Below are 23,967 nucleotides of genomic sequence, written 5' to 3'. Positions count from 1 at the left end.
TATATTTGTACTATATAAATAGTATTGACTATGTCTGTTTCTAAGTCTAAAAATCTTGAGCGAAAACTAGATAATTTTGCAAAAGAAGCAAAAAATGAATTGAATAATGTTTGCGGATCTTCATTATGGGAAAGTCTTGGGTTTGTTTTTTTTGATCAATTAGAAGATTCTGAAAAAATTGCGAAAGCAAATTTTTACTATGGTCAACTTCAAATAATTAATGAAATTAAATTTTCTATTTGAATTGAATTTCATATTTTTACGTATGTAATTTTTCTTAAATCAATTTTGGCCAATCTTTTTCTGATAATATGAAATTAGTAAAAGATTAATTAATGATTGAAACTTCAGGTGTAATAGAAAAAGAACAGGGAAATGGATTTTATTTGGTTACCTTGGAACAACCTGAAGGACATCAATGTTTATGCAGAGCCGCAGGCAAATTGACTAAATTTAGAATTAAATTATTAGCTGGAGATAAAGTTTTAGTTGAGATAAGCCCTTATGATCTTTCTAGGGGGAGGATAACTTATAGAGAAAGAAACGCAGGGAATGCTAGACCTACAACTAATAAAAATAATCCTAAAAGGAATAATAAGTAAAAAGTTTCTTTAGAGAATATTTTTTATAGCTTCTTTAAACTCACTTCTTTGTTTGACGCCTTGCCATTGTTTTTTTAATAGCTTTTCTTTAAAGAGTTGAACTGTTGGGGTGCCATTTATACCAGCTTGTTTTGCAATATCTTGATCTTTATCAATATCTATTTCAACCCCGAGCACTGCACCATCAAGTTCTTTAATTACCCTTTTTAATTGAGGTTTCAGGACATGACATGGGCCGCAGCTTGGGGAGCTAAAAATAACTAAGAGAGGTTTTTTACTCTCGTGATAGAGCTTTCTTAATGCATAACTGCCTTTTTGCCATTCAGAGTTTGAATCGAAGGTGTCTTCATTAACCTCTTCTTCATTGAAATCTGATGAATTAAGTTTTTTTTCTGGTTCGGGTGTTTCTCTGACTATAGTTTTTGCTAAGTTCTTTTCGGCCAGCCACCTTTCAGTGGCTAATGCTGCCATGCAGCCTGTTCCTGCGGCAGTAACTCCTTGCCTCCATTCTGAATCAACAACGTCACCTGCAGCGAAAATGCCTTCAATAGATGTTTCTGGTCTTCCTGATTTGCAAGCAATATATCCTTTATTATCTAAATCAATTTTGTTTTCTAAGAACTTCGTATTTGGCGTGTGTCCTATAGCGTAAAAAAGACCCTTTATATTAATTTCCCCTTGACCTTCTTGAGAGTGAATAGTTTCTATTCTCTCAAGCCATTCAGAACCATCAGCTTTATCAACTTTTGTGTTCCAATGGATTTCTATCTTTGGATTAGCTTTTACTCTATCAACCATTGCTGCACTGGCCCTTAATTTTCCTGATCTAACAATCAGATGCACTTTGCTGCCATACTTTGTGAGGTATGCTGCTTCTTCACATGCAGAGTCTCCTCCTCCAATAACAGCTAATTCTTCATCTCTAAATTGTGGGGTAGCTCCATCACATATTGCACAAGCACTTATTCCTTTACTCCAAAATTTATCTTCATTTATAACGCCCAATCTGTTTGCACTTGCACCAGTTGCAATAATAATTGCGTTTGCTTTTATAGTCCCTTCTAAAGTTTTTAATTCAAAGGGATGTGAATCAGTATTTATTGAGACAACATCACTTTCGTATAGATTAGTACCCCATCTTTCTGCTTGAGCTTTCATTAAATCCATCAATTCAGGACCTAGTACTCCATCTGGGAAACCTGGATAATTTTCAACAAATGTTGTAGTCATTAATTGACCACCAGGAATTCCTCCAGAATTAAATCCTGTTACGAGCAAAGGCTGAAGATTTGCTCTTGCTGCATATATAGCAGCTGTATAACCCGCAGGTCCCGAGCCTATAATTACAACATTTTCTACGTTTGAAATCTGCTCTCTATTTTCCATTTATTTGCTAATTTCACTTCTAATGATAATAAACAAACCCAAATAATGTAGGGCGGATTTCACTCGATAGATTTATGACTCAATCGTTGACTTTTTGGTCTAATAATTTTTTTAATTCCTTTGGGAAGTTTAAAACAGAATCTTTTAAATTTTCGTTCTTTTCTCCAATATGTAGTATCCACTCTCTAAATTCTTCTGCGATTGCGTAACTGTCTTCATACCTTTCTAAAGTGTCCATTGCAGAAATTCTGTTAGTAGCCCAACAGGTCGCTATATCGATCCTTTTTCTAATGAAATTGTCCATTGAAACATAAAAGTTGTATATAGATAAACACATCGGACAACCTATATATTGTCTAATAAGTTACAACTTTGTACTTCCAAACAATAATTTAATCTTTAGTTTATATTTGAGCCAATTTTTGGGTTAATTATAAAGAAAATATAAAGAAATAGAGTTAGACTGCCTCGCTGTGATTTGCAAGTAGCCTTTCAACTTCCTCAAAACCCTCTTTAGCTGAATTTATTGCAAGTTCCTCGCTAACTTTTTCTTCTGATATTAATTTTGCGGATATTTTCTTTAAAAGAGTTTCTTTCTTTTCTCTAAGTGAACTAACAATTTCTTCTTCGATGATAGATTTTATTGCTTTAGAAATTATTTTTTTATCATTTGCTTCCTCGAATGTGCCCTGAACTAATTCCTGAATAAATAATCGATGCACCTCACTACTCCTTAGAAAGCTTTCTGTGGCATTAATAATTCCTTCAACAAGAGCTTCGTCAGGTTCAGAATCATTTTCTGCCAGCTTAAATTCCCAGTCTAAATGCCTTCTTTGCCAACCTGCCGAGTGGAGACTGGGCATGACTGTCTGTGAATAAGTATCAACTGACATTTCATAAATTCTCTCTGCTAATTTCTCGCACCAGTCTTTGCCATGCTTTTCTAGATTTTTCTGCATAGCTTGCCTTGGAACAGCATGACCACCATGATGACTGTGGCAAACTCCATCAGGACATTCGATTGCTTTTATACTCATTGGATTATTTAGTACTTATATATTCTAGATAGCTATTTTTTATAGAAAAGAAAATATATTTTTAACAAAAATCCAAGACTTTTGACTTTCTTCAATTTATATTTAGTATGTTAAAAAAATAAATAAATTGACAAAGATACTTATTCCTTCCGAAACGAGCTCTGGTGAAAGGAGAGTTTCAGCAACACCAGAAGCGGTAAAGAAATTAAAAAGCCTTGGATGTGATATTTATATTGAAAGTTCAGCAGGAGAATTATCAGGATTTAGTGACTTATCATATGAAGAATCGGGCGGAACAATAATAAAAAACCTAGATCAAAAAATTTGGGGTGAAGCTGACTTAATATTTTGTGTTCAAACTCCATCAGAGAATAATTTAACTAAGTTAAAGAAAGGCGCTGTTCTTCTTGGTCTTCTTAACCCATATGGTAATAAAGAGCTTCTTAGAATTATAAATAGTAATAAGATTTCAGCTTTATCACTAGAGTTGCTTCCGAGGATTAGTAGAGCTCAGTCTTCTGATGTTCTTTCTTCACAGGCCAATATTGCTGGATATAAAGCAGTTCTTTTGGCTGCAAGTGAGTTAGATAGATATTTTCCAATGCTTATGACTGCAGCAGGGACAGTCCAACCTGCAAAAGTAGTGGTTCTTGGTGGAGGAGTTGCAGGATTACAGGCAGTTGCGACGGCGAAAAGACTTGGAGCAATAGTATTTGTATCTGATATTAGACCTGCTGTTAAAGAACAAGTAGAGTCCCTTGGAGCAAGATTTATAGAACTTCCTGAAGTTGAGGAAAAGCCTGGTGAGGCAGGAGGTTATGCAAAAGCTGTAACACCCGAATTTCTCTCAAAACAGAAGGCAACTTTAACTAAATATTTATCTGAAGCTGATGTTGCTATATGTACTGCGCAAGTTCTAGGTAAAAAGGCCCCTGTTTTAATAGACTCACCCATGATTGAAAAAATGAGGCCTGGAGCAGTAGTTATTGATTTAGCTGTTTCTCAGGGAGGGAACTGCGAAGGAACAAAATCTAATGAAACTATTATCAAAGATGGGGTAAAACTTATAGGAGCGGGCGAATTACCCTCTTCAGTTCCTTATGATGCAAGTTCACTTTATGCTAAGAACTTAACATCTTTGATTACACCATTTGTAAAAGATGGTGTAATTAAATTAGATAAAGAGGATGAACTCATTTCTGGATGTTTATTAAGCGATGAAGGAGTTGTTCTTCAAAATAAAGTTTTTGAAAATTGAGGTTTTAAAATTATGTCTTTTATCAGTCTTCTTTGGGTTCTTTTACTTGGTAGTTTATTAGGCCTCGAGTTAATTGGAAAAGTTCCTCCTACTCTTCATACACCTCTAATGAGTGGAGCAAATGCAATTTCAGGAATAACAATGCTTGCAGCCTTGACTTTAATTGTAAAAGCAGAAGGTAACGTACCACTTTTAATCATTGGTTCAGTTTCTCTTGGATTTGCTCTTTTCAACGTTGTGGGAGGTTTCTTTGTGACTGATCGAATGCTCGCGATGTTTAGTCGTAAACCATCAAATAAGAAGTAAGTTTTAACATGAATCTACCTGTAATCATTAAATTCGTTATTGACCTTCTAGCAGTACTTTTACTGGCTTTGGGAATAAAAGGATTGTCAAAAGTAAAATCAGCAAGGGATGCCAATAGATTAGCTGCATTTGCAATGTCGCTATCAGTATTAGGATTACTTTCTTATTATTTAGGTACTTCTGGAATTGCTATTCAGTCTTGGATTTGGATAATAATTGGATCAATCATAGGTAGTTTATTTGGAGCAATTCTTGCAAAAAAAGTACCTATGACCTCCATGCCTGAAACAGTGGCATTGTTCAATGGTTGTGGAGGAATGTCATCACTTTTAGTTGCTTTAGGAGTGGCAATTTTTCCTATATCTGGTGGACAAGAAAATTTTGATTTTTTTAAGTCACTGATTAACGAAGTTTCAATATCTGTTTCTATATTTGTTGGTGCCATAACTTTCACAGGTTCAATTGTCGCGATGGCAAAGTTACAGGGTTGGTTGTCAACTCCAGGATGGACTCAGAGCAAAGTTAGACATTTTGTAAATATTGTTTTTGCAGTTGCTTCCTTGATAGCCTTTTTTGATTTGATAAACGGCAATACAAGTTCTATTTGGCTTTTAGTTATAGTTTCTTCTTTATTAGGTATTGGAGTTACTTTGCCAATTGGTGGAGCTGATATGCCAGTCGTTATATCTTTATTAAATAGCTATTCAGGTATTGCAGCAGCAGCAGCAGGTTTCGTTGTAGATAGTCAGCTTTTGATAGTAGCAGGCGCAATGGTTGGAGCAGCAGGTCTAATACTTACTCAGGTAATGTGCAAGGGTATGAATAGATCATTGGTCTCAGTTCTTTTTGGAGGGTCTTTGTCTGCGCAAAGTACGACCTCTTCTGGTTCAGGAGAATACACAAATATAACTTCTTGCAGTGTTGAAGAATGTGCATTGACTTTAGAGGCAGCTAACAAGGTAATTATTGTTCCTGGTTATGGTCTAGCGGTAGCTCAAGCACAACATACTTTAAGGGAAGTGACAAAAAAACTAGAGCAAAATGGTATTGAAGTTGTTTACGCAATTCATCCTGTAGCAGGGAGGATGCCTGGACATATGAATGTACTTTTAGCAGAAGCAGATGTTCCTTACGAACAACTTAAAGAGATGGACGTTGTAAATCCTGATTTTCCAGCAACGGATGTTGTTTTAGTTTTAGGAGCAAATGATGTGGTTAATCCTCAAGCTAAAAATGATAGCTCTTCTCCTTTATATGGCATGCCAGTTCTTGATGTGCAGGAAGCAAGAACTGTATTTGTAATTAAACGTGGTATGAGTGCAGGTTACTCCGGAATTAAAAATGATTTATTTGATCTGCCAAATACCTCAATGGTCTTTGGTGATGCAAAAAAGGTACTGAATGATTTGATTGGAGAATTAAAGGATCTTGGAGTTGGGGAGAAATAATAGTATATCTTTTAGTTTCTTAGATTACATAAAAAATAAGCCATTTCGAGAAGTCTTACCTTGGATAGGTGGCGACTTACAAACTTTGAGAGATACTTTTGTTATTGATTTTGGTAAATCAAAAAAAAATAAAAAAATATTCTTTCCGATTAATAAAATTCTTTCTAAAAAATTTGAATGTGATTATCTTTTAGGTTTTTTAGAATTACCTGAAAACTTAAACTCACTTAGGGGTTTTGTAATCGTTACACATGGTTTAGGGGGCTCAACTAAACGGTTTGGTTTAAGAAGAATATCTAGGAAATTAGCAAATAATGGTTTTGGAGTTCTTAAATTAAATCTAAGAGGATCTGGATCAGCGAGATATTTAGCTAAAGGAAATTATTGTGCTAGATGCTCCAGTGATGTAATTTCAGCAATTAATTATTTTAAAAAATTGATTAATTTAGAGTTCAAAGATCTTATCAAAAGGAATAATAATCTTCCAATTTACGGAGTTGGATTATCTTTAGGTGGAACAATTCTTTTAAATGCCTGCCTAGATTACGACAAAAACAAAGGAGAAAAACTTTTAGATGGCCTTGCCTGCGTGAGTACCCCTTTAGATTTGTCTTCATGCAGTCTGTGTATTGAAAAACCTAGAAATTCTATCTACCAAAAATGGCTACTTCACCGCTTAAAAAATCAGTTATGGGAGGGATTTAATGATGAGGGCAAACTCCTTGATAACGAGAAATTAAGAATTAAAATTAAAAATTTAAAAAGTATAAGAGAATTTGATCAGAAATTTACAGCTCCTTGTTGGGGATTTAATTCTTTAGAGGATTATTATATTAAAGCTTCTCCAATATTTAGAATTCAAAACTCAATAAAAAAATTACCTCCAATGCTTTTTATTCATGCCAAGGATGATCCCTGGGTTCCATATAAGGATACTTTGAATTTAGGAAAAGAATCTATTGATAAATTTACTATTTTAATAACTGAAAAAGGAGGTCATAATGGTTTTCATTCGATTAATGGCTGCTGGTCAGACGAAGTCGTAAAGAACTGGTTTATGAGTATCTAGGACTATTTAAAAATGGTGTTTTTTTGAAAATCCATTTTTCTATTGGCTTACCGTTAATAATATGTGAGGTAAAAATTTCTGAAATTTTTTCTGGAGAAACTTTCTCATACCAAATACCATCAGGCCAAATAAGAAGAATTGGGCCGTTCTTACATACCCTTAAACAGTCAGCTTTTGATCTTAATATATGAACGTTTTTTGTAGAGGGATCATTCTCAAATTTTTTTAAAGTCTTTTTCAGACATTCCCATGTTTTTTGCCCTTCGTTGCCTTTAAAGCATTTCTGTTTTGTGGGTGTTGCGCATAGTAGAAGATGTTTTTTTATATTCACTTTTATCCAATACTTACGTATTTTTTCCCTTTTTTAATTTCTTGCTTAACAAAAAGTCTGGCCCAATTGTCTACGTCAAGAATATCCTCCAATTCGGGACTCAAATTCAAATTCTCCATATGTGATTCACAAGCTTTACTTATAAATGTTGGAATTTCTTGAAAAGAAATTTTTTCTTTGAGGAATTGTTCAACAGCCATTTCATTAGCAGCATTTAAGACTGCAGGCATAGTCCCAGATGATTTTCCTGCAGCATAGGCAAGTCCCATGCATGGATATTTAAACTCATCTGGCTCTCTAAAAGTTAATTTTCCAATTTCACTTAAGTTTAATCTTTTCCAATTTGTTTTAAATCTTTCAGGCCAACTCATCGCATATAAAATCGGTAGTTTCATATCTGGCCAACCTAATTGAGCTAATACTGAAGAATCTTCCATCTCAATCATTGAATGAATAATACTTTGAGGGTGGATAACTATTTCGATATTTTCGTAAGAGGTCCCAAATAAATAATGAGCTTCTATAACTTCTAATCCTTTATTCATAAGAGTTGCAGAATCTACAGTTATTTTTTTTCCCATATCCCAATTAGGATGTGAAGTCGCATCTTCCACTGTGACATGCTTTAAATCCTCAACGGCCCAATCTCTGAAAGCACCACCTGAAGCTGTTAAATGTATGGCTTTTAAACCCTTAGGCATCTCTCCTGTTGAAAAATCTGCATTTTCATAATTAGGTAATCCCTGTAAACATTGAAAGATAGCAGAGTGTTCTGAATCAGCAGGTAAAAGCCTACTATTATTTTTCTTTAATGCAGGAATAACAATTGGTCCTGCAGCAATTAAAGTTTCTTTGTTAGCAAGTGCAATATTTTTCCCCGCATTAATTGCTGACATTGTTGGAATTAAGCCTGCACAGCCTACTATCCCTGTTACCACAGTATCTGCCTTGTCCCATGCCGCAACTGCGTTAATCCCCTGCTTTCCACCTAGAACCAAGGGAGCAACATCTAAATCTAAGTTATTAATATTATCTTTTAAATCTTCTATAAGACTTTCATCCTCAATTGCAACCACCTCTGGTTTATGTGTTTTAACTTGTTCAGTTAATAAACTAATATTTCTTCCTGCGGAAAGAGCTACGGCTTTAAACTTATCAGGCTGCTCACTAGCTATTTCGAGAGTTTGAGTCCCTATTGAACCAGTAGAACCGAGCACAGTAATGTATTTCAATTTTCTCTGATATTTCTATTATCTTCCCATCTAAAGGTGTATTTAAAAAACAAAAATTTCAAATTGGTTTTTTTCTTAAAATTTATACCCTTATCCATGTGGTTATTTCCTTTGATTGATCAATAAGTTCAATACCTTTTTCTTTTAACAAATTCCTGATTTCATCTGCCTTCGCATAATTCTTTTCCATTTTTGCTTTCAACCTTTCATCAATAAGCGATGATATTTCGTCTTCTTTTATTTTACTTTCTTTTACTAAAACCTCTTTTTTAAGACCAAGTACCTCAGTCAACTTTTCTAGAGTTTTAAAATTCTCAAGTAGAAAGAATTTTTCATTTAGGTCTATTTTAAAACCTTCAACCCTTTGAAATTGGTTTAAAAAGTTTTTTAATGGTTTCGCTAAATCGTAAATAATTGCAATAGCACCTGCTGTATTAAGGTCATTTCCAAGAGCCTCAGAAAATTTAAGCTTTTTTTGAGATAATTCAAAACTTATTTTCTCTTTATATTCTTCTTCGAGAGATTCATTTTTTTCAATAGATCTAAAAGCACCTTTTGTAAGGTCCATAAAAGAAAGGGCTACATTAATGTTTTTCCAAGCTTCTGAAGCACTCCTTAAAGCTTCTTCAGTAAAATCAAGTGGTTTTCTATAATTCACAGTCATAACAAAATATCGCAAAGTCATAGGGCTTATACCTGACTTAATTAGCTCTCTGATAGTTTTAAAATTTTTAAGAGATTTACTCATCTTTTGTCCATTTACATTGACCATCCCATTGTGTAACCAATAGTTCGCTAGCTTTTTGCCATTGGCTGCTTCTGACTGGGCGATTTCATTCTCATGATGTGGAAAAATCAAATCAGAACCACCTAAATGGATATCAATAGTATCTCCTAATTCATCTTTAACCATCGCCGAACATTCAATATGCCATCCTGGCCTACCTTTACCCCATGGTGAATCAAAAAATGGTTCATCATCTTTGGCTTTTTTCCATAGTGCAAAGTCTTGCGGATTAAGTTTTTTACTATTTTCATCATTAGCCATTCTTCCTTGCTGATTGATATTTTGTTCTTGTATGTTTTGGTTACTAAGCTTTCCATAATTTCTATTTTTAAAAACAGAATAATAAACATCTCCATCCCTAGAGTATGCATAACCTTTGTCCTCAAGGATTTTTATGAAGGAGCAGATATTGCATATATGATTCGTTGCTCTTGGCATACTATCTGGACGCATTATTCCTAACGAATCCATATCTTTATGAAATTCAATAATATTTTTTTCAGATACTTCCTTCATTGAACTGCTTTCTTCTTTAGCTCTTTTTAAGATCTTGTCATCAATATCTGTAAAATTTTGAACATACTTAACTTTGAAATCACTGTAAATAAAAAATCTTCTCAATACATCCCAAGCTATATAACTTCTGGCATGACCAAGATGACATAAATCATATACAGTTACTCCACAACAATAAATTTTTACCACATCATCAATAGGCTTAAAAACCTCAACTCTTTTGCTTAAAGTATTAAAAAGTTTGATCATCTTAAATTAAGTATTTCATAAGGTTTATTTTGTCTCCATCCAATTGTCTCCAATTCCAATATCAACTAAAAGAGGTACACTCAATTTTACACAACCTTCCATTGTTTCCTTAATTAATTTGGTTGTTTTTTCTAAAGAATTTGGTTCAACCTCAAATAATAATTCATCATGTACTTGTAAAAGCATTTTTGCTGGGACGCTCATTTCTATAAATTTTCTATTGAGTTGAACCATGGCTACCTTAATAATGTCTGCACTTGAACCCTGAATTGGGGCATTTGCGGCGGCTAATAACGATAGGGCTTCCATTCCAGCTTTCCTAGCACTTTGTAAATCTATTTCATTTGGATCTTTCCCTAATAATCTACCTAATCCATTTTTATCAAATTTGAATTCTCTTTTCCTTCCAAAAATTGTTTCTACATAACCTTTGGAAAGAGAAAGACGTTGTTGAAGTTCTAAAAATGTAAAAACTTTTGCGTATCTTTTTTTATATTTTATTAGGAAATCTTTTGCTTCTTCCGTACTTACTCCTGTTGAACGAGCTAGTTTTCTAGGTCCCATTCCATAAATAATTCCGAAATTTATGGTTTTACCAACCCTCCTCTCCTCAGGAGATATTTCTTCTTTCTCAAAAATTAGTCTTGCAGTTAAAGAATGAATATCATCATTTTGTTGGAATGCATTAATTAGTATTTCTTCTTTTGCTAAGTGAGCAAGTATTCTTAACTCTATTTGTGAATAATCAGCTGATAATAGTTTCCAGCCTTTTTCCGGCAAGAAGGCTTTCCTTATCCTCCTACTAAACTCAGTTCTGACTGGAATATTTTGAAGATTAGGATTGCTACTGCTTAGTCTTCCAGTAGCAGTGGCTGCCTGATTAAAGTTTGTATGAACTCTTCCAGTCTTTTCGTTAATAAGATTTGGAAGTGCATCAATATAAGTACTAAGTAATTTGCTGAGAGTTCTATGTTTTATTAAATGTTGGATTATTTCGTGTTCGTCGACTAATTTTTCAAGAACCACTGCATCTGTACTCCATCCGGTCTTTGTTTTTCTTGATTTCCTTTTGTCTAAAGATAACTTCTCAAATAAAATTTCACCAAGTTGTTTGGGTGAGGACAAATTAAAAATTTCTTCTGCCATTTCATAAACTTTAGCTTCAATATTTTCTAATGTACTTTTCAACTCTTTTGAAAGTTCCTCTAAATAAGAGACATCAATTATGATTCCATTCATCTCCATTTGGGACAACACTGGCTCTAAAGGAAGCTCGATTTCTTCGAACAATTTGATTAATTTATCTTTTTCTGTTGAAAATCTTTCTTTGAAAATTTTGACAATCTTAAAAGTTAGAAATACATCATAACCGCAGTAAATACTTGCTTCATTAATATCAACAAATGAAAAGTCTTTATCCTTTCCAACAGTTTCCTTAAATGAAGGAGGTTTAAATCCAAATAATCTATAACTAATTTCACTTAACCCATGCTTCTCCTGATTATTGAGAAGGTAGTCTGCTAGTAGGGTGTCAAAGGTTACCCCTTTAAGATCGAGTCCATGATTAAAAAATATTTGCCTATCAAATTTAGAATTCTGGAGAGCCTTTTCTTTTTTTGGATCTTCTATCCAAGTTCTTAGTTTTGAGAAAACATCTTCAATTGATAATTGATTGGGAGTCTCTTTTTTTGTTTGATGACCAAGAGGTATATAAAATAAATCATCAATTTCTTCTCCAAGACATAATCCTATCCCAACAAGTTCCGCATCGATTGGATTTAAACTATTAGTCTCTGTATCTAGAGAAACTATCGAATTCGTCTTGTCTAGTCTTTGAACTAATTTATCAAGTAATTTATGATCATTAATAACATTTACTTTGATTTTAGGAATTTTATTTTCACTATTTTCTAATTCAACTTTTTTTGAGATTTTGGATTCTTTTCCCTCTTCTTTATTATGATCATTTTTTTGAAAACCACCTTCACTAAAGGTTGAATTGAATATATCTATTTGTTTTAAAAGAGAATTAAGCTCTAATTTCTTAAGTTTTTCATACAAATTATCCGAATCTACTTCAGATAAAGAATAATTATCATTTTCTATTTTCAGGTTAGTTTTGATAGTCGCTAGAAACTGAGATTTATAAGCAGAATCTCTACCATTCTCCAATTTCTTTAAGACTGAACCTTTTATGAAACCATCATAATTGGTTTTTATACCTGAATTTATTTCATCAAGGGTTTCAAATATACACTCCAAATCATTATTTTCACTTAGTAAATTAATGGCTGTTTTTGGACCAATACCCTTAACTCCTGGAATATTATCAGAACTATCTCCCATTAATGCTTTTAGATCAACAACTTTCTCAGGTAAAACTCCTAATTTATCTAAAACACCGTCTTCATTCATAAGAATTGGCTCAGAACTTTTTGCAAAGGGACCGCCACTTCCCATATATAAGACATAAATATCTTTTTTTGAATCAACCAATTGAAATAGATCCTTATCTCCTGAAAGAATTTTGATGTACCAGTTATCTTTTGATGCTTTTTGAGATATTGTTCCAAGAATGTCATCAGCCTCAAAACCTGGAACTTTAAATATAGGCAGGTTTAATTGATTTTTAAGAATATTTTCTAACCTCTTTATATCCTCTAAAAAAATACTTGGAGGTGCTCCCCTATTTGCTTTATATGATGGGTCAAGCTCCTGTCTGAATGTAAGTTCTTTAGTATCAAATGCTATACAAACTCCTTGAGGAGAATGTTTTTTGCAATTTTCTAAAAGGCTTTTCAGGAATCCGTAGGTAATATTTGTAGGGATTCCAGAATTGGTGGTTAATCTATTGGCAGGAACAAGTTCAGCAAAAAATTCAAAATTATTATTTTGTAAATCTAAACTTATAGTTATTGCTTTTCTTAATTCTTTTTCATCATCTTTTGATAAGGAAGGTGAAAACTTAAGGGTAAATTGAAAGAATTTATCTTTTTCGCTTGAATTTTCTGGATAGAAATAACTTATATCTTCATAGTTTAAAACTCTTGAGTATATTTTATTTATTTGAACGTTAAATTTCTTTTCATCCGGATTCTCAATTATTAATTCTCCGGCAAGGCCTTCCTTGATTTCACTTTTTAATTTTAAATTCGCTGTTACAAGAATTTCAAAACTTCTACTGTAAGCGTAATAACTTCTAAAAGCTAGAGAGTGACCATCGACTAAAAGTAAAATTGGTTTTTTAGAGTTTTCTGATTGGAAACTCATTTTCTCTTCTTAGCCCAAGGTGGAATATCAATAAAGATTTGCTCTCCCGGTTCTAATCCATCAATTACTGAAGTTTGATTTCCACTACTAATACCAATTTCAATTTTTTCAAATTTGGGAGAATTGTTTTTATCAACTTTCAAAATTCCCTTTTCACCTTTTTCAGTGACAATAGAAACTGTTGGCACTAAGATTTTCTCTTCATTACCTTCGACTCTAAATTCAAGATCTGCAGTCATTCCAATTTTAATTTCTTCAGAAATATCTTTAAAATTTAAAGTTACTTCGAATGAGGTTACATTATTATCTTTTACAGCTCTTGTAGCTATTTTTTTAACTATGGCACTATATTTTTTTGAGGGATAAGCCTCAATTCTTACTGAGGCTTCTTGACCTATTTTTATTCTGCCAATGTCACTCTCAGGAACTTTAGCCACAATTTCTAGGCCCTCTGATAGTTCAAAAATAAAGTTTTTGGTTTTAGGGTCTGAACTTAAGTTTGTACTTGGTGTGACATAAGATCCTATCTCAGCATATTTTGCAGTTATCTTTCCTCCATAAGGAGCTTTAATTAGATAGAAACTTTTTTCAGCTTTTGCATCATTAAGTTTTGCGCTACTAATGTTGTAGTTATTTTTATAACTTTCATAGTCTTCTTTACTTACTGCGCCTTCTTGATATAAATATTCCCTTCTTAAAAATTCAGATTTTTGTTTTTCTACATTTAATTCAAGTTCTTTAATTTTATAGATAAAGTCTTCATCATCAAGAGAAGCTAAAACCTGATCTTTTTTTACAAGATCGCCCTCATCTACTTTGATTTCTTTTATTACGCCTTGCTTCCGAGGCCCAATATTGCTTGCCCTTATTGCTTTTACTTCACCACTAGTATTAATTGAATCTGAGAGGATTCCTTTTTCAACTTGAACTACAAAATCAGAAATATCTTTTGACTTATTTTTCTTGAAGGAATTGGTTATAAAAACGAAAAATATAGCTAGAGAAAGCAATATAATTCCACTTCTTAGATTTATATTTTTTTTTATTAAATCAAACATTTCTTTTTAAAAGCAGAAGTAGAGAATATTTAGGAACTAAATAAATAATCAAGACGATTATAATTAACTTATCCAAGATTGGTTAAGTAAATACTATATTACTAGAAGATGTTTTCTTGATAATTTTTCCATAAGTTTTTTCAAATGTTAAAAGCAGGTATTATTGGATTACCAAATGTTGGAAAATCAACTCTATTTAATGCACTTGTAGAAAATGCTAAGGCCCAAGCGGCTAATTTTCCCTTTTGTACTATAGAACCTAATAAAGGCATAGTTTCAGTCCCTGATCAAAGGTTGCAAGAGTTAGGTGATTTAAGTTCTAGCCAAAATATTATCCCAACAAAAATTGAATTTGTAGATATCGCAGGACTAGTAAAAGGAGCTAGTAAAGGCGAAGGTTTGGGAAATAAATTTTTATCAAATATTAGGGAGGTTGATGCAATAGTTCATGTTGTAAGGTGCTTTGAAGATAGTGATGTAATTCATGTTTCTGGAAAGGTAGATCCCCTGGATGACATTGAGATAATTAATCTGGAATTGAATTTAGCTGATTTATCTCAACTCCAAAAAAGAAGAGAAAGAATTAAAAAACAGGTTAGAACTAGTAAAGAGGCAGCTAAAGAAGATACCTTACTAGAAAAAATTGAACAAGAGCTAGAGAAAGGCCTTTCAGTTAGATCAATATCTTTGAATGAAGAAGAAAATTTAATAATTAAGCAATTAGGCTTCCTTACTGCTAAACCAATTATTTACGCAACTAATTTGAATGAAAATGATTTAGCTGAAGGTAATGATTTTTCATCAACAGTTCAGAGTTTTGCAAGCAATGAAAATACAGAATGTATAAAAATATCAGCGCAAGTCGAATCTGAATTAATAGAGTTAGAACCAGAAGATAAAAAAGACTACCTTATTGGCTTAGGAGTAGAAGAAGGGGGATTAAGTTCATTAATTAGATCAACATATAAATTATTGGGGTTAAAAACTTATTTCACTACCGGAGAAAAGGAGACAAAAGCTTGGACAATAAAAGATGGGATGACTGCTCCACAGGCAGCAGGAGTAATTCATACTGATTTTGAAAAAGGATTTATAAGAGCTCAGACTATTTCGTATCAAAATTTAATTGATTCAGGTTCAATTGCCAATGCAAAAACTAAAGGTCTTTTAAGAAGTGAAGGTAAGGAATATATTGTTAACGAAGGTGATGTAATGGAGTTCTTATTTAACGTTTAGTAAGTCTCTTAAGGCTTACTATTTTGCTTTTTGAATTTAAATTCAAAAAATGAAATTAATAAAATTAAGATACATCCTAAGCAACTTCCTATTAAACCAAAAACAATGGTTGTAAAGCCATCATCGTAGCCATATTGTAGTTGTGGTAAGTGAGGAGGTATTGGCATTATTTTTCAACAGAATTTTCAATATCTTCCAGTAAATGTTTAGTTGATCTACTAAAACCATTAGTTTTTAAATAGTTTTGAGCCTCTCTAAATTTTTCAGCTACTCTTTTTGCATAAGGAGTATTCATGGAATTTTGAGTCATGTTGAAAATGCGACTAATTTTATAATCTGATTTAGGTAACCCCTTGATAAGTATTCAAAAATACAAGAATATAAAAATAGGATTTTTTACTTACTAAGAAATTTATTGTGAAAAGTTCTTGATTCTCCAAATAAAGTGTTTTCAAATTAGAAAAATTGACAATGACAAATATATTATTAATTCTTTTTTTTGTACTTTTATTTTTATTACTTTTTTATTCAAAACGAAATAGAGGATTAGCCCAAAAAACAACAATTAGTCCAACTTATGTACCTTTCTTAAAAGAACAAGAATTTAATCCTGACATAACTACTGATAATTGGGATTTACACAAACTTAGATTAGATAAATTTAAAAGATCACAATATAAGGGATTAACTTTCTTCGTAAGTTCAGAAAATAAAATTTACTATCTTTCGGAAGAAGGGGATAAGGTTTATTGCTAACTGGTGAAATTAATTTTATAAATAAGAAAAGCCGATAGAAATTAATAATATTAATGAAGTATTTTTTTTTATTATCAGAAAAGTTCTATAGGTTTATCAAATGGGAGTGGAATACTTTAAAAAATCTAAGAAGAACAAAAAGAAAGAATTTCTTTCTAAGAGGATCATTTGCATTATTTAGTTTATTCTCTATTCTTTTTTTAATATTTTCTCCTCCTATCGCTTTTGGATTGTTATTTGGCGAGGGATTGAAATTTAGTACTTTTTTTATTTGGATATGGATTTTAAATTTGAAGTTTTTTTGAAAAATGTATAATTTATTTCCCGAGATTATTTAAAATTAAGAATATAAAAAATTACCTTATGCCAAAAATATTCAAACAAAATAAGTTCGCTTTGTTGGGAGCAAATATATTAATAATTTTACTTTGGGTAACTATATCTTCCTTTTTGATGCATTTATTTCAAAGTGAAAATGCCCCATTTTATATATATAAAATTTCTTTTTTAATCAGATTCCTTCCTCCTATTTGGGTTACATGGTTCCTTTGGATCAAAAGAGGTGGCTTAAAAAGATAAATTACAAAAGCATTTTTACGGATTTACTATGAAAACAAATGAGTTAAGATCTGAAAGCTTACTTGAAATTTTCATGTAAGAATTAGGTAATTGAGAGATTGTTTTTAGCTAAGAAACAATCTCTTTTTTTTACAAATATTTTTTCTCATAAAAAAGTGCTTGTCAGTATCCCTATTGACAAACACTCATGACGATCAATTTTTAAAAATTAAACAGGCAATCTATTATCAATTTCGACTACTCCAGAATCCATAAGACGGCCGATTTTAATAACTAAAGCCATATCTAGCCTTGAAAATTCAGATTGATGGTTAGTTATCCAATCAAGTTCAGAAAGAGTTATAACTCCCAAAGTATTTACTTTAAGAAAAAGTAAGCCTAAATTCATTTTAAAAAATTCCTGGAATTATCCATCCGAATAAGCCATAATTTACAACTAATGCAAATAAGCCCATCATTGCCATTCTTCCATTAGTTCTCTCGGCGTTTTGCCAATAAGTTGTTTTTGAATTTTCCATTTTTCTGATTTGTAGAAATGTTAAATAGTAGGTTTTTAAACGAAACCAGGAATTATTTGACCTGTTGTTAGGTATGCTCCAACAGCAGCAATTAGTCCAAGCATTGCGAATCTGCCGTTAAGAGTTTCAGCAACAACTTTTTCTTTTTCGATTGTTTTGACTTTTGTGTTTGTGTTTTTCATTTGATTAGAAGATGAATAGTTTAAATTTTCATTTTGAAATTGCTTGGTTAGATAAGCAACGAGGGTGGCTGTAAAGAATACAATTACGGCTAAAAAACCTGAAAGTGGACTCATTAAAAAATGCCAGGAATAATTTGTCCAGTTGAAACGTAAGCACCTACTAGTGCAACAAGACCAATCATTGCCCAACGACCATTAACTTTTTCCGCATTTTGTGGGTAGCTGTCGTAAGAAACAGACTCATCTATGTAAGGACGTGTCTCAGTAGGAAACATATTCTGTCTGCCGCCTGATTCAGTAGTAACGTTTGAATTAGCCATTGAAGTTGTGTAATTGTTAACTAATGTAACACTACTATTAACAAATGTAAAGTATTAAGCCGAAATTAAGTTATATTCAAGATATTTACTACATAAATGTAGCATAAACGTTACATATTTTGTTAAATAGTTGTTTTTAGACTTGCCACGCTTTACAGATTGGCTGGCACTCTATTAAGAGTTCAATTCGTTGTTTAAGTGTTTTTAATCCTTAGAAAGATATCAATTTGGTAGAAAAAACTACATCACTCTGAAATTTGAATAGTTATTTTTTAGATATAATATATTTCACTTTATTATGGAATTCGCAAAAAAAATCATGACCGAAAAAGCTGAAAAGCTTAATGGTAAAGCAGCAATGCTTGGAATGTTTGCTCTTGTAGGAGCCTACTATTTTACTGGTCAAATTCTTCCAGGTATTTTCTAGTAAAAATCCTTTTTAAATTTTTTCAGGGGCTTTATCAAGCCCTTTTTTACTGGATTATTATGCTCTTTTTAATTATCTAATAATTCAAATAATTTATTTATTAGAAGCTTTCTTTTTAAAAAAGTTTTATCAATATATTTTTTATTCTCTTCTTTTAAAGTTTCCTGACCATTTAAGCCTAATCCTTTAAGGACAAACTCTTTATCTTCTTTAATCCAGTTATTTATCATTCCCCCCGTCGTCTCTATATGGAATTGTAATCCGTAAGCAAAATTACCAATCCTAAAAAACTGTTCCTTACAACGTGAACTACTAGCAATAAGTACTGCTTTATTAGGTAATAAAATCCTATCTCCATGCCAATGCAGTACATGAAAAGGGTCTTCAAACAGTGCTTTAAAGTCTTTATTTGATTTATTAATAAAAATTTGAGACCATCCAATTTCCGGTAATGCTTTTGGAGGTGATCCATATTTAAGAATTTCTACATCTCCTCCAGCAGCACTCGCAAGCAACTGAGCACCCAAGCAAACACCGATTATAGGTCTTTTATTTTCTAATTCTTTTTTTATAAAATCTCTTTCTAACTTAAGCCAGGGATATCTTTCGCTTCCAATATCTTTAACTCCCATTGGCCCACCCATAATTAGAATTAAGTCACCTTTTTTTGTTTGCGGCAGAGCATTTTTATTATCTAAACGAATAATTTCGATTTTCAAATCTCTTTCTTTAGCAAATTGTTCAAAAAGACCTGGCCCCTCTATTTCTAAATGCTGCAAAACTAATAGGCGTTTTATTTCCTTCATTCACTTTCCATCATTTCAGCTGATTCAGAACAGACATTAACGCTAAACCACTTCATTGCCGACCAAGTATCTTCTTGATATGTACCTGCTGCAATACTTACAAAACAATCATTTTCATACCAACTTCGATAACTGGGAGTTACTCCTGTTCCTTTTAATCTATTTTCTAAGCCTTTTCCATATTTTTTAATAACAAGATTTATAGCTTCATTCTCAATTTCTCTTTGCTTTTCATCAGCAAAACCTCCTATTGGAGTAAAAAAAAGAATTGATGCAATAAGTAAACGTATCATTGAGTCTTTAGTTTATATGTAGCTGATTTCATATCGATTAATTAATTTTTTAAAATCATCTACTCTCTTTTGTCCATTTTTTAATGGTCTTGAGGAGTCAAGAACGGCTGCACAACATAATTGCCAGCAAGATTTTTCATCTAGTCCCAATTTCTTGCATATATTTTTTGGAGCTTTAATAACTGTATTTATTTCTGCAATATGTTGAGTGGTTTCCCATAATTCTCCTTCAAGAAAATCAATTTCAATACTTGATAATAATTCTGTAGCAACGTAATCCTTAATTAGCTCAGTTAATTCCACGATATTTTATTAAAGCAGATAAGTTAAATAATCTCTTAGTATTTTTATAGCAGGATAAAAAAAAAAGGAACTAGTTTCTACCTCATCTTGAATATCCTGTAGATTTTAAGAGACTACATCATTTCGTATTGATCAAGTTTGGTTTTTAATTTTGTTGCTTGTTTAATCAATGACAAAGCTTCTTTTCTGCCTGTTGAATTATTAGCCTGGACTATAAGATCGGCGTATTTCTTTGCGATTTTTTTTTCCATAATTTAAGATATATAAATACCGTTTTTGAATCTTGAAACTAGCGAGTCACAACTAGAAGTAGATAAGGAGTCAACGGTTAAAACCTCAGAGTCAACAAATTGGAACGGGTTAACTCGTGTTTTTAATTTATAATCAATTAATAAAAAAGCTGTTGGTATCTACGATTACATTGTTTTCAAACCCTGATTTAATTTATAGTTATCCATGAATTGGATTGAAAATTTTCAGACCATCTTTCTCCGCCTTTTGCTTTTCAATCTTATTTAATTTTTTATCATTTAAATAATATTGCATATTAATTTTTATTCTTTTATTCTTATGAGATTTTAGACAATTTAATGTTTCCTCATATACAAATGTCAATAAATATTGATTATTTATTTTTAACACCGAATTCCATACTTTAGGAAACTCTTAAGCTCATAAAACATAAAGGCTTTTTCTTGGCCGGACCATTTATCCGTAATTATGAGATACTTCTGTCCATCCTTTTTGGTGAAGTTCGTGCCACTTTTCCCAAGCTGAATCTATGTTGAGTTTCTCAGAGGATTTGTACCCTCCAGGTTCTCCAAGGTGATTTGTGTAGAAAAGATGAGTATGAATTTTAAAATTAGGTTTAGGAGAATTTTTGCATTCTTCGAAAAAGATCATTCTGCTGCCTTCGGGATTTAGTAGGCATCCGTTGGGTTTGCTAGTGCTACAACCAAATGAGTACTTAGGATCCATACTTTACCTTTAATCGGCCGGTGAATTATTGATACGTTTGTACTATAAATTATATCCTCCTTGTTTTGCTGTCAATCCTTTTAAGGTTAAGTACTTATTTACTAATAATTATTTTGTTTTTTAATAAATATGATAATTTCTTTAAGTTTATGAATTACAGGGAAGATCTAGAAATCAAACTACAAAAAGTAACACTTGCAATGCAGGAAGTTTTAGATGATATCCATAAAACTGATCCTGAGAAGCAAAGAATAATTTCCAAACTTATTGAATTTAAAGAAGCAATCATTTCAAAGGGAATTGAACTTAATATTGAATTAGAGGCAGCCTAGAAAAATTCCAAATCTCATGAATGTTTAATAACTTTTAGAATAATGTTATTAACAAAGAAGGGTTATTTATCAAATGCAGCCTGGTACTTTTGAATTATTGATCCTAGTATTTATCTTTTTAGGTCTTCAAGCCTGGTGGATTATCCCAATAGTTATTAAAAATAATAAATTAAATAAGAGAGGTAAAGATTTAAGAGAGGAAATTAAGCAATTAGAAAAGTTATATAAGAAATAAATTAGTTTATTATTTTTTGCAAACTACCTATTATTAGTGAAACTTAAATATCTAATGAAAATAAAAACATTTATTCCATTTTGTTTACTTTTTATTGGGACTTTAGCTTCACCACAACCTTCTCTTGCTGAAGAAAAGATTGAAGTTATACCTATTATTCAAAGTTCAAAAGGACTTAGTGGTAAAAATTTTAATTATCTCGAGGGTAAGCCTGAATTAAGACTCTTAAAAGTCAAGATTCCAGTTGGCTTGAAAACTCCAATTCATACTCATCCTTCCCCAATGTTGATTCATGTCACCAGAGGAAGATTAAAACATGTTAGGGGTGAAGAAATTAATTTCTTTAAAGCGGGTGATGCATTTATAGAGAGTAATAATGGGGCCCCTCACTATGTGAAAAATGTTGGAAAGAAGCCGGCCATACTTCATGTGGGAGTTGTATCAGTAGTTGGAATGCCTACGGCCATAAATGAATAAAATTTTCTCTAAGTTATTCAATCTGCATTTTTAGGATTTACCTTTTACGAAGAACAACTGTAATGAGATACTCCTCCATAGTTAAAATACTGGCTTGGCTTTAGTCGATTATATTTTTGATCTATTTCTGGGGGTTGTTCTACATATGGATTGCTAAAGATATCCTGTAACTCTTTTATTTTCTTGTAATTTCCCTTTTCAGCTTCTTCATATGCAGGAACAACCATCCATTCGCGCCAAGTATAGACTGGATTAAGGGATTTCATTGATGCTGATTTCGCTTTAATATTTCCCTCTTTCTTCAAGATTGATTGCCAGTTTTGAAGCCATACTTCCCACCTATTATTGAGCTCGTCATTAATTGGTAGATAGAAACAGTCTTTTAAAGAATCTAAGTTATCAGGGATTTCAGATAGTTTGCGGAACAAAATTGTATAGTCTGCTTTTGAAATGACCATGAGATTAAAAAAATCATTTATTAGAGCTTCGTTGTAATGTTCTAAACCAAGCTTGTTTGCCCACATTTTCATCAATTCCTTATTCATTAATTCAGAAAAATCCTTTTCGATTTGATCTAACTTTTCTTGATCTTGTTTGCTTCGTGAAAGTAACGGGCTAAGAGATGAACAGAATGTTTTAAAGTTGATTGCGGCTGCAGAAGGCTGGTTAAAAAATGAGAAATGTTCACCTCCACCTGTCCATGGTTGAAATCTTGGATCAAATAATTCACAGAATCCAAAGGGGCCATAATCCAAGGTATAACCACCAGCAGCACAATTATCACTATTGAAATTACCCTGGCAATAACCAACTCTCATCCAGTTGGCTATAAGTGATATAAGTCTTGATCTGTATAAAGAAGCCAGTTTTATTACTTTACTTTCAATTGAAATCTCATATTCAATTTCATCTTTATAATTTCTATCAATTAGATGTTGAACTATCATTTTTAGTTCATTGAGGGCCTCATCATGCGCATTATTACGAACTCGTCTTGCAAAAAGTTCAATCTGGCCTACACGTAAAAAAGATGGAGCGACTCTCGTAGTAATTGCCGCTTGATTATCAATCATGATATCAGGTTCAAAATATCTGGACCCTTTGGAATACCACGGTCTTCTAACTATTTCTGAACGTGAGACATAAAGTGTTAAAGATCTTGAGGTAGGGATTCCCAATGCATCCATTAATTCCTGTGCGAGAAATTCTCGTACGCTAGACCTTAAGACAGTTCTGCCATCTGCTCCACGACAGTAGGGAGTTGGACCTCCTCCTTTAAGTTGCATTTCCATTCTTTTCCCATTGAATAAACCTTCAAAAACAGAAATTGCTCTGCCATCGCCATAACCATTGCCGGTGCCAAAGGGACATTGTTGGGTATATTCAGTTCCGTAAATTGATAATGCATAACCTGTTGCCCAACCAACAGGACTCATTGGATAATTAGCAACAGAAATATCACCTGAGAAAAAACGACAAAAATTCTCGTCTTTAGTAAGATCTGAGCTTAGCCTTAGTTCTTTAAAAAGTTTGTTGCTATGGGAAATATATTCTGGTTCTGGAATAGCAGTTGGCACAACTGGTACATAATGACCTGAATATATTGAACGCGGCTTGTGATCATTTCCATCTTTTGTTGATTGAGGATCTGCTTTAAGAGAATTCATAAAAGAATAGTCAGATAGTTGAGAAAATTCAGAAAAATTTTCTGTAAGCTTTCCTTTTAATGAATCAGATTTGGTTGACATCAAATTTGTTATCTATTCTTTTAGGCGCTCTAATTTCTTTAAATTAAACACCTAAATGTATCTTATATAGATTCTATTAGGGATGGTTTTTGGCGATACATTTGAGATTAAATATAAGTTAAAAGTTAATACTTAATTAAAAAAAAGGATCCGCGGTAAAACATTTTTTTGGAAAAAATTTTTTGGCTTTTAAAAAATAAAAAAGAACTTCTCCAACACATCAACTTT

At 32.3% G+C, this 23,967-nt stretch carries 31 protein-coding genes and 1 pseudogene; 12 read left to right on the top strand and 20 right to left on the bottom strand.

Features of this window, described 5'->3' with window-relative positions; genetic code table 11:
- Positions 1-30: 30 nt before the first annotated feature.
- Together HA141_RS06520 and infA are read left to right on the top strand one after the other, a co-directional pair.
- Positions 31-243 carry a hypothetical protein gene (locus HA141_RS06520; protein ID WP_002807551.1) on the top strand — a complete coding sequence of 71 codons (213 nt, stop codon included), beginning with the start codon at positions 31-33 and terminating at the stop codon, positions 241-243.
- 92 nt (positions 244-335) lie between these two features.
- A complete protein-coding gene (gene infA, locus HA141_RS06515) occupies positions 336-602 on the top strand; it encodes a translation initiation factor IF-1 (protein WP_025938552.1) in 267 nt (88 codons plus the stop codon).
- Between the two features lie 9 nt (positions 603-611).
- On the opposite strand, the gene trxB is transcribed toward infA, so the two are convergent.
- The 3 genes from trxB to HA141_RS06500 all read right to left on the bottom strand — a co-directional run bounded on the left by trxB (position 612) and on the right by HA141_RS06500 (position 3,025).
- On the bottom strand, positions 612-1,988 hold the full coding sequence (gene trxB / locus HA141_RS06510) for a thioredoxin-disulfide reductase (protein ID WP_209118085.1): 1,377 nt from the start codon (positions 1,986-1,988) through the stop codon (positions 612-614).
- Positions 1,989-2,067: 79 nt separating this feature from the next.
- Positions 2,068-2,292, bottom strand: coding sequence for a hypothetical protein (locus tag HA141_RS06505; RefSeq protein WP_025888753.1), 225 nt, complete (start codon positions 2,290-2,292; stop codon positions 2,068-2,070).
- 154 nt (positions 2,293-2,446) lie between these two features.
- Positions 2,447-3,025, bottom strand: a complete 579-nt coding sequence (locus HA141_RS06500) for a hypothetical protein (RefSeq protein ID WP_025894761.1) — start codon at positions 3,023-3,025, stop codon at positions 2,447-2,449.
- Between the two features lie 127 nt (positions 3,026-3,152).
- Here HA141_RS06500 and HA141_RS06495 point away from each other — a divergent pair, with 127 nt between their 5' ends.
- The 4 genes from HA141_RS06495 to HA141_RS06480 are packed head-to-tail and all read left to right on the top strand — an operon-like array spanning position 3,153 to position 7,106.
- Positions 3,153-4,283, top strand: coding sequence for a Re/Si-specific NAD(P)(+) transhydrogenase subunit alpha (locus HA141_RS06495; protein ID WP_209118083.1), 1,131 nt, complete (start codon positions 3,153-3,155; stop codon positions 4,281-4,283).
- 12 nt (positions 4,284-4,295) lie between these two features.
- Positions 4,296-4,589 (top strand): NAD(P) transhydrogenase subunit alpha, encoded by a 294-nt coding sequence (locus HA141_RS06490; RefSeq protein WP_011863273.1) that lies wholly within the window; start codon positions 4,296-4,298, stop codon positions 4,587-4,589.
- An 8-nt stretch (positions 4,590-4,597) separates the two neighbouring features.
- The gene (locus HA141_RS06485) at positions 4,598-6,037 is read left to right on the top strand and encodes an NAD(P)(+) transhydrogenase (Re/Si-specific) subunit beta (RefSeq protein WP_209118081.1); all 1,440 of its coding nucleotides are present in this window, start codon (positions 4,598-4,600) and stop codon (positions 6,035-6,037) included.
- A complete protein-coding gene (locus HA141_RS06480) occupies positions 6,018-7,106 on the top strand; it encodes a YheT family hydrolase (protein WP_209118079.1) in 1,089 nt (362 codons plus the stop codon). Before HA141_RS06485 ends, HA141_RS06480 begins: the two co-directional genes overlap by 20 nt.
- Here HA141_RS06480 and HA141_RS06475 read toward each other — a convergent pair.
- The 5 genes from HA141_RS06475 to HA141_RS06455 all read right to left on the bottom strand — a co-directional run bounded on the left by HA141_RS06475 (position 7,093) and on the right by HA141_RS06455 (position 14,549).
- Positions 7,093-7,437 carry a (2Fe-2S) ferredoxin domain-containing protein gene (locus HA141_RS06475; protein ID WP_032521576.1) on the bottom strand — a complete coding sequence of 115 codons (345 nt, stop codon included), beginning with the start codon at positions 7,435-7,437 and terminating at the stop codon, positions 7,093-7,095. The genes HA141_RS06480 and HA141_RS06475 overlap by 14 nt on opposite strands.
- A 2-nt stretch (positions 7,438-7,439) precedes the next feature.
- Positions 7,440-8,669, bottom strand: coding sequence for a 1-deoxy-D-xylulose-5-phosphate reductoisomerase (locus HA141_RS06470; protein ID WP_209118077.1), 1,230 nt, complete (start codon positions 8,667-8,669; stop codon positions 7,440-7,442).
- An 82-nt stretch (positions 8,670-8,751) separates the two neighbouring features.
- Complete coding sequence (gene cysS, locus HA141_RS06465) at positions 8,752-10,221, bottom strand: cysteine--tRNA ligase (protein WP_209118075.1); 1,470 nt, start codon at positions 10,219-10,221, stop codon at positions 8,752-8,754.
- A 24-nt stretch (positions 10,222-10,245) separates the two neighbouring features.
- Positions 10,246-13,491: a DNA polymerase I gene (gene polA / locus HA141_RS06460; protein ID WP_245157313.1), complete on the bottom strand. Its 3,246-nt coding sequence runs from the start codon at positions 13,489-13,491 to the stop codon at positions 10,246-10,248.
- Complete coding sequence (locus HA141_RS06455) at positions 13,488-14,549, bottom strand: efflux RND transporter periplasmic adaptor subunit (RefSeq protein WP_209118073.1); 1,062 nt, start codon at positions 14,547-14,549, stop codon at positions 13,488-13,490. Before HA141_RS06455 ends, polA begins: the two co-directional genes overlap by 4 nt.
- 144 nt (positions 14,550-14,693) lie before the next feature.
- On the opposite strand from HA141_RS06455, the gene ychF reads away from it, so the two are divergent.
- A complete protein-coding gene (ychF, locus tag HA141_RS06450) occupies positions 14,694-15,785 on the top strand; it encodes a redox-regulated ATPase YchF (RefSeq protein WP_209118071.1) in 1,092 nt (363 codons plus the stop codon).
- A gap of 8 nt (positions 15,786-15,793) precedes the next feature.
- Here the strand turns inward: ychF and HA141_RS06445 are convergent, their stop codons facing one another.
- Positions 15,794-15,952: a hypothetical protein gene (locus HA141_RS06445; RefSeq protein ID WP_011818737.1), complete on the bottom strand. Its 159-nt coding sequence runs from the start codon at positions 15,950-15,952 to the stop codon at positions 15,794-15,796.
- Entirely contained in the window at positions 15,952-16,095 is a 144-nt protein-coding gene (locus HA141_RS06440) for a hypothetical protein (protein WP_011863263.1), read from the bottom strand. The genes HA141_RS06445 and HA141_RS06440 overlap by 1 nt, the downstream gene beginning before the upstream one ends.
- Positions 16,096-16,256: 161 nt before the next feature.
- On the opposite strand from HA141_RS06440, the gene HA141_RS06435 reads away from it, so the two are divergent.
- Positions 16,257-16,541 carry a cytochrome B gene (locus HA141_RS06435; RefSeq protein WP_209118069.1) on the top strand — a complete coding sequence of 95 codons (285 nt, stop codon included), beginning with the start codon at positions 16,257-16,259 and terminating at the stop codon, positions 16,539-16,541.
- Between the two features lie 787 nt (positions 16,542-17,328).
- On the opposite strand, the gene HA141_RS06430 is transcribed toward HA141_RS06435, so the two are convergent.
- The 4 genes and pseudogenes from HA141_RS06430 to HA141_RS06415 form a co-directional block, all read right to left on the bottom strand.
- On the bottom strand, positions 17,329-17,508 hold the full coding sequence (locus HA141_RS06430; protein WP_011818732.1) for a hypothetical protein: 180 nt from the start codon (positions 17,506-17,508) through the stop codon (positions 17,329-17,331).
- Position 17,509: 1 nt separating this feature from the next.
- A pseudogene (locus tag HA141_RS06425) lies at positions 17,510-17,617 on the bottom strand (chlorophyll a/b-binding protein); the annotation flags it as partial.
- 56 nt (positions 17,618-17,673) lie between these two features.
- Positions 17,674-17,934, bottom strand: a complete 261-nt coding sequence (locus tag HA141_RS06420) for a chlorophyll a/b-binding protein (RefSeq protein ID WP_209118067.1) — start codon at positions 17,932-17,934, stop codon at positions 17,674-17,676.
- Positions 17,934-18,140, bottom strand: coding sequence for a high light inducible protein (locus HA141_RS06415; protein WP_011376777.1), 207 nt, complete (start codon positions 18,138-18,140; stop codon positions 17,934-17,936). Before HA141_RS06415 ends, HA141_RS06420 begins: the two co-directional genes overlap by 1 nt.
- 298 nt (positions 18,141-18,438) lie before the next feature.
- On the opposite strand from HA141_RS06415, the gene HA141_RS06410 reads away from it, so the two are divergent.
- Positions 18,439-18,567, top strand: a complete 129-nt coding sequence (locus tag HA141_RS06410; protein ID WP_011863249.1) for a high light inducible protein — start codon at positions 18,439-18,441, stop codon at positions 18,565-18,567.
- 68 nt (positions 18,568-18,635) lie between these two features.
- On the opposite strand, the gene HA141_RS06405 is transcribed toward HA141_RS06410, so the two are convergent.
- From HA141_RS06405 to HA141_RS06385, 5 genes are all read right to left on the bottom strand, one after another.
- The gene (locus tag HA141_RS06405) at positions 18,636-19,373 is read right to left on the bottom strand and encodes a type 1 glutamine amidotransferase (protein WP_209118065.1); all 738 of its coding nucleotides are present in this window, start codon (positions 19,371-19,373) and stop codon (positions 18,636-18,638) included.
- The gene (locus HA141_RS06400) at positions 19,370-19,666 is read right to left on the bottom strand and encodes a heat-labile enterotoxin alpha chain (RefSeq protein WP_209118062.1); all 297 of its coding nucleotides are present in this window, start codon (positions 19,664-19,666) and stop codon (positions 19,370-19,372) included. The genes HA141_RS06405 and HA141_RS06400 overlap by 4 nt, the downstream gene beginning before the upstream one ends.
- Positions 19,667-19,678: 12 nt before the next feature.
- Positions 19,679-19,969, bottom strand: a complete 291-nt coding sequence (locus HA141_RS06395) for a hypothetical protein (protein ID WP_025928579.1) — start codon at positions 19,967-19,969, stop codon at positions 19,679-19,681.
- A 113-nt stretch (positions 19,970-20,082) separates the two neighbouring features.
- Entirely contained in the window at positions 20,083-20,220 is a 138-nt protein-coding gene (locus HA141_RS06390) for a hypothetical protein (protein WP_187149042.1), read from the bottom strand.
- Between the two features lie 457 nt (positions 20,221-20,677).
- Complete coding sequence (locus HA141_RS06385) at positions 20,678-20,947, bottom strand: DUF1651 domain-containing protein (RefSeq protein WP_209118060.1); 270 nt, start codon at positions 20,945-20,947, stop codon at positions 20,678-20,680.
- Between the two features lie 149 nt (positions 20,948-21,096).
- On the opposite strand from HA141_RS06385, the gene HA141_RS06380 reads away from it, so the two are divergent.
- From HA141_RS06380 to HA141_RS06370, 3 genes are all read left to right on the top strand, one after another.
- Positions 21,097-21,279, top strand: coding sequence for a hypothetical protein (locus HA141_RS06380; RefSeq protein ID WP_209118059.1), 183 nt, complete (start codon positions 21,097-21,099; stop codon positions 21,277-21,279).
- A gap of 73 nt (positions 21,280-21,352) precedes the next feature.
- Entirely contained in the window at positions 21,353-21,514 is a 162-nt protein-coding gene (locus HA141_RS06375) for a hypothetical protein (protein WP_179852273.1), read from the top strand.
- Positions 21,515-21,568: 54 nt separating this feature from the next.
- Complete coding sequence (locus HA141_RS06370; protein WP_209118057.1) at positions 21,569-21,991, top strand: cupin domain-containing protein; 423 nt, start codon at positions 21,569-21,571, stop codon at positions 21,989-21,991.
- Between the two features lie 44 nt (positions 21,992-22,035).
- Here the strand turns inward: HA141_RS06370 and HA141_RS06365 are convergent, their stop codons facing one another.
- A complete protein-coding gene (locus HA141_RS06365; RefSeq protein WP_209118055.1) occupies positions 22,036-23,739 on the bottom strand; it encodes a protein adenylyltransferase SelO family protein in 1,704 nt (567 codons plus the stop codon).
- Positions 23,740-23,967 lie beyond the last annotated feature (228 nt).

This window comes from Prochlorococcus marinus XMU1402 (genome assembly GCF_017696205.1).
GTDB lineage: Bacteria > Cyanobacteriota > Cyanobacteriia > PCC-6307 > Cyanobiaceae > Prochlorococcus_A > Prochlorococcus_A marinus_AC.
Note: the sequence above shows the minus strand (reverse complement) of the source record. Positions and strands in the feature narration are given on the sequence as shown.